At 53.6% G+C, this 17428-nt stretch carries 13 protein-coding genes; 5 read left to right on the top strand and 8 right to left on the bottom strand.

What is annotated here, in order from left to right; translation table 11 throughout:
• Positions 1 to 46: 46 nt before the first annotated feature.
• Both C8R31_RS10560 and C8R31_RS10555 read left to right on the top strand, forming a co-directional pair.
• Positions 47 to 1510, top strand: a complete 1464-nt coding sequence (locus C8R31_RS10560; protein WP_181320554.1) for a lipopolysaccharide biosynthesis protein — start codon at positions 47 to 49, stop codon at positions 1508 to 1510.
• Between the two features lie 310 nt (positions 1511 to 1820).
• Positions 1821 to 2867: a glycosyltransferase family 2 protein gene (locus tag C8R31_RS10555; RefSeq protein ID WP_107694028.1), complete on the top strand. Its 1047-nt coding sequence runs from the start codon at positions 1821 to 1823 to the stop codon at positions 2865 to 2867.
• 118 nt (positions 2868 to 2985) lie between these two features.
• Here the strand turns inward: C8R31_RS10555 and C8R31_RS10550 are convergent, their stop codons facing one another.
• On the bottom strand, positions 2986 to 4158 hold the full coding sequence (locus C8R31_RS10550) for a glycoside hydrolase family 99-like domain-containing protein (RefSeq protein WP_107694027.1): 1173 nt from the start codon (positions 4156 to 4158) through the stop codon (positions 2986 to 2988).
• A 482-nt stretch (positions 4159 to 4640) separates the two neighbouring features.
• Between C8R31_RS10550 and C8R31_RS10545 the strand changes: the two genes are divergently transcribed.
• The gene (locus C8R31_RS10545) at positions 4641 to 5498 is read left to right on the top strand and encodes a glycosyltransferase family 2 protein (protein ID WP_107694026.1); all 858 of its coding nucleotides are present in this window, start codon (positions 4641 to 4643) and stop codon (positions 5496 to 5498) included.
• A gap of 41 nt (positions 5499 to 5539) precedes the next feature.
• Positions 5540 to 6412, top strand: a complete 873-nt coding sequence (locus tag C8R31_RS10540) for a hypothetical protein (RefSeq protein WP_107694025.1) — start codon at positions 5540 to 5542, stop codon at positions 6410 to 6412.
• Positions 6413 to 6433: 21 nt separating this feature from the next.
• Here the strand turns inward: C8R31_RS10540 and C8R31_RS10535 are convergent, their stop codons facing one another.
• The 7 genes from C8R31_RS10535 to C8R31_RS10505 form a co-directional block, all read right to left on the bottom strand.
• Entirely contained in the window at positions 6434 to 7273 is an 840-nt protein-coding gene (locus C8R31_RS10535) for a class I SAM-dependent methyltransferase (RefSeq protein ID WP_181320552.1), read from the bottom strand.
• A 470-nt stretch (positions 7274 to 7743) separates the two neighbouring features.
• The gene (locus C8R31_RS10530; protein WP_107694023.1) at positions 7744 to 8409 is read right to left on the bottom strand and encodes a class I SAM-dependent methyltransferase; all 666 of its coding nucleotides are present in this window, start codon (positions 8407 to 8409) and stop codon (positions 7744 to 7746) included.
• 269 nt (positions 8410 to 8678) lie between these two features.
• Positions 8679 to 10052 carry a phenylacetate--CoA ligase family protein gene (locus C8R31_RS10525; RefSeq protein WP_107694022.1) on the bottom strand — a complete coding sequence of 458 codons (1374 nt, stop codon included), beginning with the start codon at positions 10050 to 10052 and terminating at the stop codon, positions 8679 to 8681.
• On the bottom strand, positions 10049 to 11167 hold the full coding sequence (locus tag C8R31_RS10520) for a glycosyltransferase family 4 protein (RefSeq protein ID WP_107694021.1): 1119 nt from the start codon (positions 11165 to 11167) through the stop codon (positions 10049 to 10051). Before C8R31_RS10520 ends, C8R31_RS10525 begins: the two co-directional genes overlap by 4 nt.
• Positions 11164 to 12381 (bottom strand): TIGR04063 family PEP-CTERM/XrtA system glycosyltransferase, encoded by a 1218-nt coding sequence (locus C8R31_RS10515; protein ID WP_107694020.1) that lies wholly within the window; start codon positions 12379 to 12381, stop codon positions 11164 to 11166. Before C8R31_RS10515 ends, C8R31_RS10520 begins: the two co-directional genes overlap by 4 nt.
• Positions 12382 to 12686: 305 nt before the next feature.
• On the bottom strand, positions 12687 to 13808 hold the full coding sequence (locus tag C8R31_RS10510; protein ID WP_107694170.1) for a glycosyltransferase family 2 protein: 1122 nt from the start codon (positions 13806 to 13808) through the stop codon (positions 12687 to 12689).
• 744 nt (positions 13809 to 14552) lie between these two features.
• Positions 14553 to 16073, bottom strand: a complete 1521-nt coding sequence (locus tag C8R31_RS10505) for a PEP-CTERM sorting domain-containing protein (protein ID WP_107694019.1) — start codon at positions 16071 to 16073, stop codon at positions 14553 to 14555.
• Between the two features lie 584 nt (positions 16074 to 16657).
• On the opposite strand from C8R31_RS10505, the gene C8R31_RS10500 reads away from it, so the two are divergent.
• The gene (locus C8R31_RS10500; protein WP_219907512.1) at positions 16658 to 17428 is read left to right on the top strand and encodes a GNAT family N-acetyltransferase; all 771 of its coding nucleotides are present in this window, start codon (positions 16658 to 16660) and stop codon (positions 17426 to 17428) included.

Here is a 17428-nt window from a genome sequence, read left to right as displayed (position 1 = left end):
AAAGCCGTAATCCCTACCTCTACCAACAAAATGAAGAATATTGGCCGTGGCCAGTTTTAGAGTAGCGCTCGCTTATTCCTACCTGAACAAATACCTGACACTCGTCATACATTTTGTGACGACGATCATACTGGCCCGTCTGCTCACTCCCGCGGATATCGGCATTTACACGGTTGCATCCGTATTTGTCGGGCTGGGCCACTTGCTCCGGGAATTCGGTATCAACAATTACATTGTCCAGGAGAAGGATCTAACAACGGACAGAATCCGGGCGGCCTTTACCCTCAACCTGCTGTTCGGCTGGAGTATCGCGCTGATTCTTTATTTTACTCGAACTCCGATAGGGAATTTTTACGAGAGCGAGGCGGTGCGAGAGGTCATCGGTCTGTTGTGCATCAACTTCCTGCTGGTTCCGGTGGGCGCGATCACCTTTGCCTATCTCCGGCGTGAGATGCGCTTTCAACATACGATGATCATCCAGGTCGCCAGCGCGATTGCGTCGGCGGCAACGGGCATCACTGCCGCTCTTGCGGGCGAGGGGTATCGCAGCCTGGTATGGAGCGCTATTGCCGGTACGCTGACCAGCGTGATCTTCACGCTCCTGTTCCGCCCGCCGGGCGTGATGCTGCTCCCTGGCTTGCGCGAAATCCCCCATGTTTTCGCCTTCTGCCGTTATGCCGGGTCGAGCGAAATCATCGTCCATGCAGGCCACACCGCGCCCGACTGGATACTGGGAAAAGTGCTGGATATGGGTGCGGTAGGGCTATACAGTCGAGCCTTGGGAACGGTCAACATCTTCAACAAGGCGTTTACCGAAGGCCTCTGGGGCGTCATTCTGCCCCATTTTTCAAAACAGCATCGCGACGGGAAAATCGACAGTGACCAATATCTTTTCCTAGTCGCCTGCATCACTGCTGTGGCGTGGCCTTTCTTTGCAACGCTCGGCATACTGGCCGAACCAGTGATACGGATCCTGTTCGGCGAAAAGTGGCTGGAGTCGGTGCCGGTCCTGCGCATTCTCTGCGTCTACGCCATTCTTGTGTATACCACTTTATTGGTGGATCAGATGCTGATTTCCTCGGGACGGATACGCACCTCTTTTAGAATTATGGCTAGCATTCAGGTCGTAACCGTTATTGCTGTGTTGCTTACGGCGCGGCACGGCCTGACCTCGGTGGCAACGGCAGTAGCCGCCGTAGGCGCGGTTCAGCTATGTATTTACCAGATCGTCAGCCAAAGGCTCCTGCAAATTCCGTTTGCCTCCTTCAGCCGTATTTACCGTAAGAATATCCTGCTAATGATTGTGGCGGTGACGCCATCTCTTGTAGCCGTCCTCACTTGGGGTAACACCGCGCTCTCTTTCATTCCAAACTTTATTGCACAGGTTCTGGTGACCAGTTTGATGTGGATGGGAGCGATCTGGGTGTTAAAAACCCCGTTACGCGACGAACTTGTGTTGGTGCTACGGCATGTAAAGACATGGTGGCGGACGGGTACCAGTGGATCGTAATATTGAACACTTACTGTTCGAATGAAATTGACGTTCGAAGCTTTCGGAATTCGCGATGAAACGTCTTTTTACGATTTTTTACAGAAAAAATATTGTTCGCTAAACCAGTGACATCGAAACCGATGTTTCGTTTTTAATCGGTAGCAACTAGGATTTATGACGAGCCATAAAGACCAGCAAGGATTGCTTTTTAAGTTATTTCCAGAATTCACTCGTAATATGAGATACATTCAATTCCTTTTAATTGTTCAACTCGAAGGTTAATTCTAAAGCCTCCTGTTAATCTGTAAAATTATGCGAATAGCGCGATATGAGAAAACCTAACGTTCTAGTATCGGTATTGAACTGGAACGGGAAAGATAAAACAGTTGAATGCCTGAGGTCTCTTTTTAACTCAAACTATCAAAATTTTTCTGTGGTGGTTATTGATAATGCATCACACGACAACTCTTCAGAAACTATTACCAGGTTATTTCCTCAGGTCAAGCTAATCCAGAATTTTAAAAATCTTGGGTTTACTACCGCGCAAAACCAGGGTATCAACTTTGCTATAGACAATGGTTATGAATATATTTGGATCCTCAATAATGACACCATAATTGATCCCAAGGCCCTCGGCCTTCTTGTGGCCGAAATGAATTCGGATTCAGCAGTGGGTTCAGTATCTCCTGTGCTTATTGAAAGTGAATTCCCAGAGACCCGACAAATTCAATTCTGTGGGTGTGCGATAAACTGGAAGTTTCAATATTTTGAGAAATTCAAACAACTTCACGATGCATTGGTGTCTCAAGAGAAAAGCCCCGAGAGCTTCTGCCTTTGGGGTACTGCATTACTTGTTCGAACATCAATTCTGAAACAACTTGGTGGGTTCCAAGAAAAGTTTTTTGCATATTTCGAAGACGTCGATTTTTCTGTCAGGCTAATCCGCGCAGGGTTCCGTAGCAAGATAGTTCCTGAGGCAATAGTATTCCATGCTGGAGCAGACGATCCAGCTAAACGCCCTCCATACTATGTGTATTTAAATACGAGAAATAAATATTTTTTTTGGATGAATCACTTGCCACGAAGACAGCGTTTCAGATTTACAAGAAATTACGTGGCGGGGGCATTATTGCTGGCATCCTCGTGGCATGCTATTAGCGATAGCCAGAAGGAAACTGCCACACTATTCGCCATCTGGGATGCTCTCTTAGGACGTGGTGGGATGTGGAAGGAAGACCGGAAGGTGCCGAACTGGCTTCCTTCACTCCTGCTTTCTCATCCATACATTTGGGCTAACCTTCTACGCGGGAATTTCTATCTCCTGATTCGACAGGCTCTACAATATTTATTTTCTCGTTCCAACCAACAAATTTGATGCTCATTCGTTTCATTGTTTAACACTAGGTGACTAGGACGCAGTGCTCCCCGGTGGGAAACGAATGTCTTAGGATTTATAAGCGATAGGCCACTCTAACTTTGGTAAAAGCTAAAAGCTACGCGGCAAGCACATCACTCTCCTCCGAGCGCCCATCCACTTCCGGCCCAGACGCTGCTTGCCCGCTGCTCTCCTCGTCACAAAACTCGTCTTTAACGACATCAAGGTAAGATGTCCCGAGCTTCAGGTCGGGTTCCAGATAGTTTCCCTCCGCCCATTCGTTCCACGCCTTTATGAAAATAAGCCTGTGCTCCAGAGGTGTGCCGTCGGTAACCTGCAGGGCTTTTTTAGCTTGAATGCGGAATAGCTCAGGGGTGGATCCCTCCAGCACCAAACCATTTTTTCCGCTTCTCGGGCTGTTGTCCCAATTTGGCACGAGGCAGGGATAGTTTTTGATGCCGGGCTCCACCTCGTGGATGAAGTCCAGCACTACGTCTCCATACTTGAATATCGCAGGCCTGCTCTTCGCATTCCGGTAAAACAATTTCAGCTTCTTGATTGGCTGCCGCCAGCTATACCAGGTGTCTTCGATGGACGGCAGATTCGGGCTCACCGAGGCATCCAGGTTATGCCTCTGAGGGAACGCGGGGTCCTTGCTAACGCCAACGAGGTGCAGTCCCTTCAACCCTTCCTTCAAAGCCATTTCGCGCCAATAGTCGGCCACGCGCTCCAGGTCGGGTATTTCCTTGGGGTTGTATAGCAGGAAAACCGGCTTTCCGTCCAATGTCAGGTAACGCCGGTCGGTAAACGCCGGCAATAGGGAATAAAAATGCGCCTGATGGTCGGCGATGCCGGGGTACGTCTGTTCGATCAAGACCCTATCTGAACAGCCGTGCCAAACGCCAGTCCAAGTCTGGTTCGCCCAGCACAGGCAAAAAGGAAAATCCGGCTCGCCTGATCTCAGTACCTCGTTGAATGGGCGTTCCAGAATTCTCCGCCCCCCAAACCAGTAGTGATAGTAGCAGAATGCTTCAACCCCATATTTCCGCGCCATTTCCGCCTGCGCCACCCGTGTTTCCGGCACGCGCAGGTCGTAAAAACCCAAGTCCGCGGGAACATGAGGCTGATAGTGGCCAGGGAACATCGGCTTTGCCTTTGCCACATTTGTCCACTCGGTGAAGCCCTTGCCCCACCATAAGTCATTTTCTGGAATAGGATGAAATTGTGGCAGGTAAAAAGCTATTAGCCGCGCCAACCTGTCGTTCCGGCTTGCATTTTGAATATCTTGCATGGGATATCCCAATTTCTGTTCTTTCAGGAAGAGAGCGCTCGCTCCGGGCGAGATTGTTCTTCAAACGTATTGTGTTCGGTGACGAAAGTGGGCGAGGAGACTAATTGAACAAAACGATAGAATATCCAATGTCACTTCGAACGTCCGTTCGCTAATTCACATATAGCCGTACTGACTGTAAGGATAAGGATGATCATCACGGCTGAATTCTTTCAGAGATGGGAACGAATTCTTACGACGCGAGGCGAAACCAAATCGTGCTCCTGCGTTGCGCTTCTTTGTATCGTGGAATAAGCTACCGCGTTGATTTCCCCGAAGCCTTTTGCGAGACGTTTATGTCTGTCCCTTATAGAACAAGAATTACTGCCGTTATCTATGAGTAAGTTCAATAGAGCTGATACCCAAAACCCTTACCTAATCCTCGCTCCTTGCACTAAATCCAGAACTCAAAAAAACAGTGAGCAATTGAACCTCAACCAGTTATGAAAATCGTCGCAATACTAGCCAGCTACAATGAGCAGCGATTCATCCGCGCCTGTCTTGAACATTATCTTCACCAAGGGATAGACGTCTATTTGCTGGACAACGACTCAACCGATGACACGCTCGCCATTGCCCGCGAATACCTTGGCCGCAATGTAATCGGCATCGAGCGAATCCCTCGCCACGGTATGTACCAGTGGCAGAAGATATTGATGCGCAAGGAGCAACTGGCGGACGAGATCGAAGCCGACTGGCTGATGCACGCCGACCCGGATGAGATCAGGGTTGCGCCCAACTCCCGGCAAACGTTGGCTGAAGCGCTAGAAGAAGTGGACGGAAAAGGCTACAACGCGGTCAACTTCATGGAGTATACGTTTTTACCGGTCCGTGAGTTTCCGGAGCACGATAATGCCGAGTTTCAGAAAACGATGCGATGGTATTATCCGTTTGCACAGCGTCACCCTCACCGACTGAACGCCTGGAAGAAACAGCCCCGGCGCTGGCCCGGCACAAGGAGACTCGTGAGTGAGCTGGTGCACAACCGCCGCTGGACCGTCCCATCGGTGAATTTACGCGACACCGGCGGTCACGTCGTCCAATTTGAGGGCATCCGACCTTATACCGTAGACTTCAAGCTCAAACATTACATCGTGCTGAGCCTTGAACACGCAATACAGAAATATGTAAAAAAAGCCTTTGACCCCAAGGAAATAGCAGGGTCCCACGGCTGGCGCGCGACCGCAAAGGCGCACGAGTTTCTTCTGCCTTCCCAATCTCAAATGCGCCTTTACACGTCGGATGACGAGCTGGATGCAAGCGATCCGCTTGTCGAGCACTTGCTTGTGCAACAGAATTAACGCGCATCCGCCGGACGAGAGGCTCATGATATGAAACGGTTATGAAACGTAACGCGGTTCTGTTCAGCAGCCACCTCCTGGGCGAGACGGTGCTTGCAAGGCTGCAAAAGCTGCGCGCAGAAGTGCCGGAAGATCATGACGTTTTCTTCTATTACGATGAAACCAGGCTGAGCGAGGCGGAAGTGTCTCGCCGTGCGGGACAGGCGCTCCCCCACGGTAGTCACGATTGGCCGCAGTACAAGCGCCCTTGCCGCTACTTTCCGGACAAGATCCCCGGCAATGAGGACGGCATGCTTCTCAGCGCTTTTCATCGCCTGCCTGCTTACGACAATTACTGGTATCTGGAATACGACGTCGTATACTCGGGCGATTGGAAAAGCTTCTTTCAGAGTTTTGCCGGTAACACGGCGGATTTGCTCAGCACCAGCATCGCGCGCCACGATCGGATCCCGGACTGGCCGCTGTGGAAGTCGCTTGAATTGCCCGACGAGGTCGAGTTGCCCCAGCAGCAATGGCTGCGCTCATTCAATCCCATCGTGCGGTTCTCGCGGGCTGCTCTGGAGACCCTGGCCTCCGAGTACCGGGAGCACAGATGGGCGGGGCATTCGGAGTGCGTGGTTCCCACCGTACTGACGTATCGGGGATTGCGGATAGAAGATATTGGAGGCGATGGCGAGTTTGTGCCGCCGGGAAGAGAAAACCGCTATTACCGCAACAACTGGCTGGACAAATCGCTGACCCCTGGAACATTCGTGTTTCGCCCGGCCATGACCGCGCCCGGACCCGAGCCAGACCTCCTGTGGCATCCGGTAAAGGATACAGATCATAGTACCTGGGACCGGACCTCGGAACAGCCTACGTTACTATCAGGACGGCTGCGAGACTTGCTCAGGCGACTTTCGGGTCGGGTGTAGTGAGAAAACAGGTCTGTTCGTCTAAGCTGGATTCCTGAAATAAAAACACGCCTGATCGCCGCGGCCACGCTCATTGAGGTCCTGGCTCTGCTGCTTGAAAGATTCAATCTGTGCTTGAGTGAAAAAACTTGTCTCGCGGTTTATGACGTAGGAGCGGGAGTCCTTTAAGGAAATCCCTTGCATATACTGTTCGCTACAGCAAAACTGTAACTCATCTGAATCGAAGACGATTTCGTTTAACCGCAATCCGGCACGTTCGGCAAGTATTTCCATTCCGCGAACCGAAGGAATAACAATGTGACGAGGCGCATCAATTTGAAACCAATGTACCCCGTAGCGCTCCCAGGCATAGCAATTTGCGACAGGAATTCGAATAAGGATAGTCCCACCGGGGCTGCAAAGACGCTTGAGTTCACACAGCGCCCCTGCAGGGTCGAGCATGTGTTCCAACGAATGGTGCAGCATTATGAAGTCATACTGACCAGTTAGTTTGTTTATTTCAGTCCGATGAATGTTCAGGCCCGGGAGAGTTTTTTCCTGAAAGGGGTCAACGCCGGAGAGATTTGAAAACCCCTGATACTGCATATTCTTGAGCAGGAGCCCGGGACCACATCCAACATCCAGTATGCGGGAAGCAGGTGTCACACCCGCCTTCCGGAACCATTCCCACGTGTACCCAAAGTAATCCTCGCCGATTTTGCTCGCGAGCCAACCCAGCAGATTTTTACCATAAAGCAAATAAAGCACGCGCTGTTGTTTCAAAAACAGGCGTAGTGGATTCGGCCGCACATCCGCTTCCGATTGATCTGAAATTGGACCGAGATAACCAGGGGGGTAATATCGGGATAAGTCGTCTGGCACTTTCGTGCCTTGTAACGTAGCGCACGACTGGCATTCAAAATAAGTAAATTCTTCCCGAGTGCCATAGAACATCTCAAGGACCTTGAATTCGCGGTTGCCCTGTGAATTGCCGCAAATTCTACAGTCGAGAGATATTGACATAAGTTGAAAGCCGATGAGCCACTTTTGTTTTAAATGCGATCATTTTGCAGAGCTAAGCCACGGCTGACCCCACGAGGCGCCGCATATCCTCTACGGCGATTATAGCCCTGATTCTGAGAGCGGCAGGAAAATCGTATACCGCTCGCAAGCGGCGTGCTCTCCTTATCAGCGCGGCTGCAAGGCTTGCTCCGGCGATTTTCGGGTCGCACGTAAAGAAGCAACGTGGTTCCGAACGTCGCGACGAGTTGTTGTTTTCTCAAACTCGATTCCGCTGACTGCAAGCAACCGCCCCCTGCTTAATCAGCAGATCGAATAGACACGCGGTCGAGCTAAGAAGCACTCGCCACCAGGGCAAAACGCTCGTATCGCGCGTCCTCGAAAGCATTCCCGGACAGCAGGTTCATCAAGCCAAACTTCCATGGAAAAGCAGCAGGCTTGATCCCGTCTATGCGTTCGACGCGATAGCCGCTCTCGGCAAAGAGGCGTTGCATGCTTTTCTTGGTAAAGAAGCGCAAATGGGTTTTATCCAGCACTCCGTAGGGCGCGTATTCAAAATCGGCTTCCTGCAATAGCTGTTTTATCACATGGAAGTACCGGAGATTGGGAATGGAGGCGACGACCGTCGCGCCCGGCGCCAGCTTAGCCTTGAGTTGGCCCAGCACCGCCCATGGATCAGCCAGATGTTCAAGCGAATCATTGAAAACCGCGCAATCGAAGTATCCCTCAGGCAGGCTCGCCAGAGAATCCTCCACAGTTGTGTTAATGACCCTTGTGAGCCGCCCTCGGGCAACTTCGGCTGCATCCTCGAAGGGTTCTACCCCCCAAATTTCCAGTTCCCTGTTGTCTCTTAGCAGATTCGTGCCGAATTTCCCCTGAGCACACCCTACGTCGAGGAGGCGTTTAATCGATGCGGGGACATAATCGGCCATCTCGTCACGTCCTTCTTCGTAATAGAAGGTTGATGGGGTCGAAGATGTGTTTTGCTCATCACTCATTTAGCACCTCAGCATAATGGTTCCACTCGCCCCAGGCTGAACTCGTTAAGGCCCTATCATTTTCCCGGTCCCCAAGGTGCGAATATTTATTGTTAAAGGAACGCAGGATCATCCGCGGCGCCTACAACCACCGCTCAGCAAGAAGCTCTCGTTGCCCTGCTCCCAGCGTCGGGGAATATTATCCCGTTTACCAGCAGGCCTCCGGTTTATTTCACATCAAACATCTGCGCGACCGCCGCAATCTCATTTTAGCTTCCGACGCATTACTTTCAAGACGGCGCCACCTTACTTACAACATAGCGAAATTTGCCCGATTTTTCCGACGGGATCTCCTTCACCTCTTTGACAAGGATTTCCACTTCCTGACCCAGCCTTGCCTTGAAACCCTGAACAATGTTGCCGACCAGCTCGCTGCCGAGTCCATCATCTGAAACCACCCACACGCACGTGAGATCAATGCTTTCCTGTGTAATCTTGAAATTTCGAATCTGCGGCAAGTCACGCAGGATATAGATCAGGGCCAGACCGTGCATGACCGTTCCATTTTTTGCCACCAGGAAATCCGTGCTGCGCCCCTGGATCTCCTTGAGTAGGGGAAGGCCCCTTCCGCAACTGCAGGATTTGCTATCCAGTACGCCAATATCGCCGGTGCGATAGCGGACAAACGGATAGGCGCCCGTAGCCAGATGGGTAACCACAATCTCGCCCGCCTGGCCACGCGGTAGGAGGATGCCCCGCTGATCGACGATTTCGACGATGATATCCTCGGCGGTAATGTGCATGCCCCCTTGCGGACATTCATGGGCAATGAAGCCCGCATCACGCCCCCCATAGCCATTCGCCACCGCGCATCCGAACGTTTTGCCGATCTGTTGGCGCTGCTCATCGTAGAGCCGTTCAGAGGTGACAAAAGCAACCCGAATGCCCAGATCATCCATTGGCCGCCCCCGGGCGTCGGCATGCCGGGCAATATGGGACAGGGCGGACGGGTAGCCGAACAGCATTTTCGGGCGCGTAGCGCTTATCTCATCCAGAAACCGGTCCAGTTTTTCTTCCGACATCTCGAAGGCGGGCAGCAGCCGCGTCCTCAGCATACGATCACGAAGCGCACGCAGGCGATCCTGCGCGCCAAGCTCGATGGGTGAACCCCAGATCACGACCTCGGGGTCGCCAATATCCACATTCCACCAGCGGGTTGCGCGCCACTTGGCCGCGACGTCGTGGCTTACGCGCTCCTTACCGATGTAAAAGACCAACGGCTCGCCGCTGGAACCACCAGTATTGAAGCGTGTCAGGTCGGTTGCATTCTCCGCCTTGAGCGCATCGCTGCTGGCACGGATCGCGGCTTTATCAAGAAGAGGTAAACTTGCTAGATCCGCCAGCGAGCGGATGTCTTCCACCCTGAAGCCAATATCGGAAAAGAGTCTGCGGTAATAGGGGACGCGTGCCTGTGCGCTCGCAAGCAAGTGTCGCAACCGGGAAAGACGGAGTTGCTCCAGATGGCCCTCGTCCCACCACTGCGATATTTCCATCTCCTTGCGGATCGCGACGCTATCATGCTTTTTAATGAGTTCGTGCAGCGGAAAGAAAACGCCGGATACGAGTGCGGTGTACAAATCCCTTCTTGACGAACCGGGATTCATTTCGCGTCCGCCATCGAACGGCCAGTCTTCGCCAGGAGCCTCTTATAAACACTGAGCAAACGCACCCGCACGTTCGGCCATGTGTACTGACGTACCGAGTCGATGCCGGCCTGCCTTATCTCCCCCGCCTTGACGGGATTATTCAGCAACGACAGGATCGCCTCAGCCATAGCTTCCGGGTCCTGCGCGGGTACCAGCAAGGCAGTTTTCTCATGCTCGACCAGATAAGGGACGCCGCCCACATTCGTCGTCACGACCGGCACACCGCTTGCCAGCGCCTCCAGCACCGAAATCGGCATGTTATCGGCCAGGCTCGGGTTGATCATCACATTCGCACTGCGGTAGAGCACAGCCATGCGTTCATTGTCTACCCGTCCGGAGAACACCACGGCATCCGTTATTCCCAGTCCTGCGGCAAGCTGTTCCAGCGGCTCCCGCTCTGGTCCGGTACCTGCCAGCGTCAGCCTCGCCCCGGGATATGCGCTGCGGACGATGCTGAACGCGCGCAAGGCCGTGGCGTTGTCGTATATGCGCTCCAGATTGCGTGTGACGATAAGGTGCGGGGAATCCGTTAGCCCCAAGCTGCATTGCCGCGTGTCGGCTTCAAAACGGCTGAGATCGATAATGTTGGGCACGATGCTGGTAGAGAAGCCGCGCTTCCCGAACACAGCTTCAAGAAAACCGGAAGGAACGATAACGGCGTCAGCGCGGCTCAAGCTGGGCTTTACCCAGGTAAAGGCTTTGTCGAAGAACACATCGGCCTCTCCACCGCGATAATTGACAATAACCGGTATGCCTCTCAGCTTCGCTATCCAGATCGCCGGGGCGGCAAAGAGATGCCATGACCAGCCGGAGTTGGCCATTACGTGAAACAACTGGACCCGCCCAGCCGATGTCCAGAGGTTAGCAAGGTAGGGGAGGAGCCGGAACACTGCCCTCACCCCCTTTAGCTGGCCGACCCAGCCTGGGCGGTAAGGCGGGTTGACCTGTATCAGATCCACTTTAAAGCCTTCCTCGCGCAGCAAGTTTGCCAGCTGCAGCGTCTGGTTCGCCATCCCGCCGGAAGGCGGGGGAAGCGGACCGACCAGGCCGATGCGCGCGCCCGGTACGCTCATTCCTGCACGTCCCTGTGAAGCGCCATGTGATAGACGCCTTGGTAGCGCGCAACGCTGCCTGCCCAGCTGCGTTGCGTTTCAACAAAGCTTCTGGCAGCGTCGCGCAATACAGGCCAGCGCTCAGGCTGGGCAAGTAGCTCAAGTACTTTGGAAGCCAGGGCGCCGGCATCGTCCGCCTTGAAAAGGACGCCGGTTTTATTGTCCTGAATCAATTCCTGATGGCCGCCTACATCTGATGCCACAACCAGCCGGCCCTGCGCCATCGCTTCCAGTGGTTTGAGCGGCGTCACGAGTTCCGTGAGCCGCATCCGAAGCCGCGGATAAACAAGCACATCGATCAAGTTGTAATATCGCTGCACCTGTTCATGAGGAACGCGTCCCACGAAGACAACCTTGTCCTCAACCCCCAGTTGCACAGCAAGGTTCTTTAATTCGCTCTCCTCCGGCCCGCCGCCAACAAGGAGAACACGGACGTCGGGGCTGCGTGACAGCATTTCCGGCAAGGCGCGGAGCAGGAGGCTCAAGCCCTCGTAAGCATAAAAGGAGCCGATAAAACCTAGCAGCAGCTTACCTTCGAGACCGAGGGCCCGCGCAAGCGCCGGATCGGCGGGGTTGCCCACGCTGAAATTCTCGATATTCACGGCATTGGGAATGACCGTAATCTTCTCCTTGGAAATGCCCCGCGCAACGATGTCTCCCCGCAGCCCCTGGCAGATAGTGGTAATCGCGTCGACCTGGGTCAGCGCATAAGTCTCCAGGCCGCGAGTAAGGCGATAGCGAGGCCCCCATTCGCGGCTGGTGCCGTGGTCTACCGCCGCATCTTCCCAGAACGCTCGGACTTCATACACTACCGGGATGCTCATAAGACGGCCCACACGTATTGCGGGTATTGCATTCAGGACCGGGGAATGGGCGTGCAGGATGTCGGGCTTGACGCTCGTCGCCACTTCAATCAACCGGTGCGTCAGCCCATCCATGACCGCGAGCTGGTTCAGGACCGGCAAGCGCGACATCAGGCCGGTCGCGACCGGGGTGCGATAGAAATGCCACCCGTCAATGTCCTCCTCCAGTGCGTCGCAATTTTTCTGCTTGGAACTCGTCAGGTGAAAAGTCTCCCATCCCAGAACGCGCTGTTCCTTCAGGATCGAGAGCGTGCGGAAAGTGTAGCCGCTGTGTAAGGGAATGGAGTGGTCGAGGACGTGAAGTATGCGCATAGGTACTTCGATCAAGTGTACGTTGGCGACGAATAGCGGCGCGGCCGATGGTGGTGATTCCTTAACAGCTCTTGTCGTTCCTTTGCCGAAATCCAGGATTCTGCGGAATATTCAAGCGTGGCGTCATTCTATTTCGCTAACTTTTGCTATGGACGCTATCTTTAACGGAATCAATTGCACGAAGCTGTGCTGGTCTTTCCATGCCGCTCAACGCAAGCCATTTGGCTCGCCCGCAGGCAATCAGATAGCATTAGCGCCGATACCCGCAAGGTGGGCTGATATCGTTGTTGGGACCGTTCGTAAGCTCAGCTTTTGGCTTCCGGGGCATGCTTGAAGGTCCAGTAAGAATTCAGGAAATAATTTATGAGCATCGCAGGCGCAATCCCTATGAGCTGATGAACCGCTGGAGCCGTCTCAGGAAAAAGTACTGAAAGCACTACGAAAGTCGTGTAGCTCACTCCCAGGGACACAAGCGAGACCATATTGAATTTCAGCCCTTTTATTCGGACGTGGTCCTGGGATTTTCGCAAGCGAAAGGTCCAGTAGTTGTTCAGGAGGAAATTCGTGATGATGGATACTTCGATCGAGATGGGGGAGGCAATGTATTTATTGACGTTCGCTTCAAGAAGCAAGGTAAATATCCCGAGATTCACGATGACGCCGGACAACCCCACGACGGCGAATTTGATAAATGTCTTGGAGCTGTGCAACCTGATCCACCAGGCATTGACGATAAACTCGATAATGTCCGAAATGCCAAGCTTGGACTCTCCTTCGGTACGATCAATGAAATCCACTGGGACTTCCTTGATTTTCGCACCGAGCGACACGGCCTCATGAAGCAGCGCCACCTGGAAGGCGTAGCCCTGGACGCCGAGATCATCAAATACGACTTTTCTTAGCAAAGACGTTTTGATCGCCCTGAACCCCGCCGTGCAATCATGAATCCTGTACAACCCCGCGATGTACCGCCCGACGATATTGCCGCCCAGGGAATTCAAACGGCGCATCAGTCCCCACTCCTTCGGAATCGACCCGCCTTCTACATAACGGCTGCCGATCACGAAATCGGCCCCCTGGTCAATCGCGTCCATCAGCCGAGGCACATCCTCGGGCTTGTGAGAAAAATCGGCATCCATCTCGAACACGACGTCGGCATGGAGCTGATCCATTGCGTGTACCATGCCGCGAATGTAAGCCGCGCCTAATCCGGCCTTCTGCCCCAGCAGCAGATGCACGTTCGGATACGTGGCCTGCTTCATCCGCACTACATCGGCGGTGCCATCGGGAGAGCTGTCGTCCACTACGAGGATATGCAACTCATGACCGAATCCACGCGACTGAACTTGTAGCGCATCGATCATCCTTCCGATGTTGTCACGCTCGTTATACGTCGGCAAAATAATTACTACCTTCGAAGTCGCCATGGGCTGCACCATAAACTTATTCTTTAGTTCGTTGCTCTGGATTTTTAAGGCGGCGGCCTATCGAGGCTTACTGAAGGGGTTTCCGTTTTTGATATCCCGGAGGACAGAGCGGGTACTGGAAGCGAGCGTACCCTGGACAAAGGCCGCTCATTTACCGTTTTCCTAAACTGGTCAATCCCGGAAGGGGATCAACTTGACCGAGCGTGATCCCTACCGAATAGTACCCATGACTGACAACGTTCGATCAGGGGAATAATCTGGACAAGCATGAGTTTGCTAATATAGCATAACGCCATGTTGCAGTCGTCCTGCCTCCTCTAAACCGGCTAAGTTGCCTATGCCCAGCATAAGTTGATGAACTCGGGCAAACCGTGGCTTGAACTCCACTTGCGCAATTTTCGCATCTGCGAGAAAACGCGTAGCCCGGGGCTATTCGTACCGACTAATTGAACCCTGAAAGACAGCGCGTGACGCTCGGTTCCCTCACGCTCCGCGCGAGGTAATCTGCAAGGGACGAAACCGGCTGCCGGGCTCGCACCAATGATGAGATTGTTATAAAACCTACCCGGGCCGCCGGTTTGCGACTCGATTGCCGCGCTCGGCGCGACAGACTGCGGGAATACCGTGATTCATCCCGTTCAAGCAAATCTAAAATATGGAATTAAAACAAATGAAGCTGCGGAGAAAAGCCGGTAGGCGTTCTCTCCGCTCCCCTGCATAGCGACCGTTTAAGGCGTCTGTCCGTTAGGACAGTCGCACTCCGCGCCGGCGGATGATCCCTCCGATGATAGCGAGTCCGGCAAGGAACATTGCATATGTTTCCGGTTCGGGCACAGCTGGCGCGTTCAAGGCGCTCATGGGCTTATAAAGCCACACGCCGGTGTCCCAGGCGCCACTGTTGGTAGGGGCAAATTCATCCAGGGCAACGAATGCGCCAAGGTGGCTGTCATACTGCCACTTGCCGAGGACGCCGGTCACAAAGCTCCCGTTAGGATGCGCCAGAGTTGAGCTTTCGATCTCTGAAACAGTCCAGGTAGTGTTGGAGCCGATATTCCCATTCGCGTCGGTAAGGACATGGGCCGACCACACCGAACCGGTGGTATTGCCATCCCAAAGGACGATGGTGTCATTGTTGGGGTCATACGCAATGCCGTACCACGAATGGATTTTAAAGTCGCTCCCATCCTGGTTAACCAGGTTAATTCCGATATCCTGATTTGCCGAAGGATTGTTGGCGTTTGCCCTGTCCAGATCCCATATCGTGAGATCGGAAGTGTAAGGTCCAGTGACGGCAGCCGTTTTGATGTAAAGGTTGTGGTCAGTATCAAGCGTGGCGGCGCCCTGGTATCCCGCTGTATTACGCGCGATCCCGATTTGCTCCCAGGTATCTTTCCCGCCATTCCTTACATCGCCGAGCGTATAACGATAAAGCGAGGCAAACCCTGATGCATTCGCGTCCGCGGTAAGGTAGACCACGTCCTTCCCATTTTCCGTACGATAGGCTGTAGTTCCGTTGATATACCCCGGGGCTTCAGTGCCAGTCCATTGCCCTTGGCGATCGATCCACATATCCCCGTTCTGCGCTGGATTGGCCGTATTCCAGCCCGAATCGAGTGTACCCCCGACCTTGTTTGCGTCGGCCTTCGCCGGATCCCACAAATACGGTCCCGCGCGTCTTATGTTACCGTCTTCCGTCGTCCGAAAAACGCTGCCGGTGCCGCTGGCGGCTCCTCCAAATGTCAGGAACATGTCGTTGACCGGGAGATAGATACTATTGTCGTAGGTATGTGCCGACTGGGGCGCCGTGCCGCCAAGGACCATGCCTTGGGCATCCGTCCGGCTTGGCAGGGAGCCGCGTCCCCACGCACCTGTCACGCCGTCCCACACATACATTTCATTCCCGGTGTAATTAGCGTGACCGCCGCCCCAGAGCATCAAGTCGCCGCGACTCGAGTCCCAGGCAAAAGAGCTCCACGCCCGAACGACGGCTCCGGGCCAGCCGTACTGTCCCGGCACCGCATCGGCCCCGGTCGGCCATGCATCCCAAAAAAGACCAGTGCTGGCCTTGACCCAGCCGCCCTCGGGTGTGGCCGCCAGCAGCGAAGACAAGCGTTCGAAGGAATCGGCGTGAGCCTGGGCCACCAAGCCGGGGCAGGAGCCGATCATCAGGAAGGAAGCGAGCGCAAAGTGCGAGGCGCGCAGTTTTCTCTTGTTAACAGCAGGGTTTGCATTCTCTCTCACGACACTAAAATTAATTTTTTTCATGTTTTTTCCGTAACAAATGGTTGTCATCTTTTAATACCCGAACATAGCTCCCCTCACCGCACGCTCCCGTCGGTTACGCCACGCTGCGGCGCTTGAGTACGGGCACGAAGTTGCTTTACCTCGCAGGCATTGCCCCCTGCGGCAAGCCTGCCAGGAAATTGTTGCTGAGGTTAACTATAGGTGAAGCGTACAGGGAAGTGCCTTTAAAATCAAAGCCAGTATCCTGCCGAGCACCAGCGCCCGCTAGCCGGTAATCGATAGGCACTTCCGCTCGCCATGTTACCGAGTTTTCATGCCGTTCCAATTGGACTGAAGTACAGCCTCAAAACCAATCGCTCGTACTGACGGCGTGTTACTTGAAACTCATCCCTTTGAACACTTATAGTAAGATGCCGTGTTTTGGCGCCCCAGCGTGGGGCGGCCGGAGAAAGTTGGCTCAACTCGGCTCTAACGCTTCAAGTTTTAGGTCTTGGAAGAAGGGGAGGAGCGGTTCAGCCATTCCCGCAACAACAGTTGGGCAACCGGACTGGTTCGGATTAAACTATCCGCCCTTGTAGCCACCGCACTAAATCCGGGGCTGATCAATGCGCCTCATAAACGCAATGGCATCGATAACGCAACGAAAAAATGAGTTTTATGAAATGGTGCGGCAGTGGGGCTGGTTCAATGTCAGCCTTTTCATACTCAACAAATTTTTCGTCATGGTCTCGAACGGAGGCCTGCGGTTATATAAGTATCACCTGGTCGCGCAGCCCGTGGGCCAAACTCCCTTGCTCCCGCCGCGCAGGGGAAGGAATATTGAGGTCAGGCTGATCCATGAAAAGGATGAGATTATCGGACAATTTCCGAGGCCCGCTGCAGCGATCCAGGCTCGGTTTGCGCAAGGAGCGCAGTGCCTGGTCGCCTCTAAGGAAGCGCAATTTATGGGCTTCCTTTGGCTGTTACTGGGCAGTTATCAGGAGGATGAAGTACGCGCTCGCTACATACCGCTTCCTGAGGGAAGCACAGCCTGGGATTTCGACGTGTACGTCGATCCCGACTTCCGTTTGGGATTTACTTTTCCCCGCTTATGGGATGAAGCGAATCGATTCCTGCGGGAACACGAGGTTTCGTGGTCGTGTAGCCGAATTTCGGCCTTTAACGCGGGTTCGCTTGGCGCCCATGCGCGACTGGGGACCACATCGCTGGGTAGCGCCATCTTTTTTTGTGCCGGCCCGTGGCAGATAACGCTGGCCTCTGTATATCCCTATTTTCACCTATCCACACATTCCGGTTCATTTCCGGAGTTTCGGCTGAATACCCAGGGCCTGGGGCATATACCCGGTGCCGAGAAAGACAAAACCACCATGGAGTAA

Source organism: Nitrosospira sp. Nsp2, from assembly GCF_003050965.1.
Classification (GTDB): Bacteria; Pseudomonadota; Gammaproteobacteria; order Burkholderiales; family Nitrosomonadaceae; genus Nitrosospira.
Note: the sequence above shows the minus strand (reverse complement) of the source record. Positions and strands in the feature narration are given on the sequence as shown.

What these genes read in the sequence shown, in the direction of transcription:
- C8R31_RS10510 (WP_107694170.1), bottom strand. Translation starts at nt 13,808, where the DNA reads ATGGCGACTTCGAAGGTAGTAATTATTTTGCCGACGTATAACGAGCGT.
- C8R31_RS10515 (WP_107694020.1), bottom strand. Translation starts at nt 12,381, where the DNA reads ATGCGCATACTTCACGTCCTCGACCACTCCATTCCCTTACACAGCGGC.
- C8R31_RS10500 (WP_219907512.1), top strand. Translation starts at nt 16,658, where the DNA reads ATGCGCCTCATAAACGCAATGGCATCGATAACGCAACGAAAAAATGAG.
- C8R31_RS10540 (WP_107694025.1), top strand. Translation starts at nt 5,540, where the DNA reads ATGAAACGTAACGCGGTTCTGTTCAGCAGCCACCTCCTGGGCGAGACG.
- C8R31_RS10530 (WP_107694023.1), bottom strand. Translation starts at nt 8,409, where the DNA reads ATGAGTGATGAGCAAAACACATCTTCGACCCCATCAACCTTCTATTAC.
- C8R31_RS10505 (WP_107694019.1), bottom strand. Translation starts at nt 16,073, where the DNA reads ATGAAAAAAATTAATTTTAGTGTCGTGAGAGAGAATGCAAACCCTGCT.
- C8R31_RS10555 (WP_107694028.1), top strand. Translation starts at nt 1,821, where the DNA reads ATGAGAAAACCTAACGTTCTAGTATCGGTATTGAACTGGAACGGGAAA.
- C8R31_RS10550 (WP_107694027.1), bottom strand. Translation starts at nt 4,158, where the DNA reads ATGCAAGATATTCAAAATGCAAGCCGGAACGACAGGTTGGCGCGGCTA.
- C8R31_RS10520 (WP_107694021.1), bottom strand. Translation starts at nt 11,167, where the DNA reads ATGAGCGTACCGGGCGCGCGCATCGGCCTGGTCGGTCCGCTTCCCCCG.
- C8R31_RS10545 (WP_107694026.1), top strand. Translation starts at nt 4,641, where the DNA reads ATGAAAATCGTCGCAATACTAGCCAGCTACAATGAGCAGCGATTCATC.
- C8R31_RS10525 (WP_107694022.1), bottom strand. Translation starts at nt 10,052, where the DNA reads ATGAATCCCGGTTCGTCAAGAAGGGATTTGTACACCGCACTCGTATCC.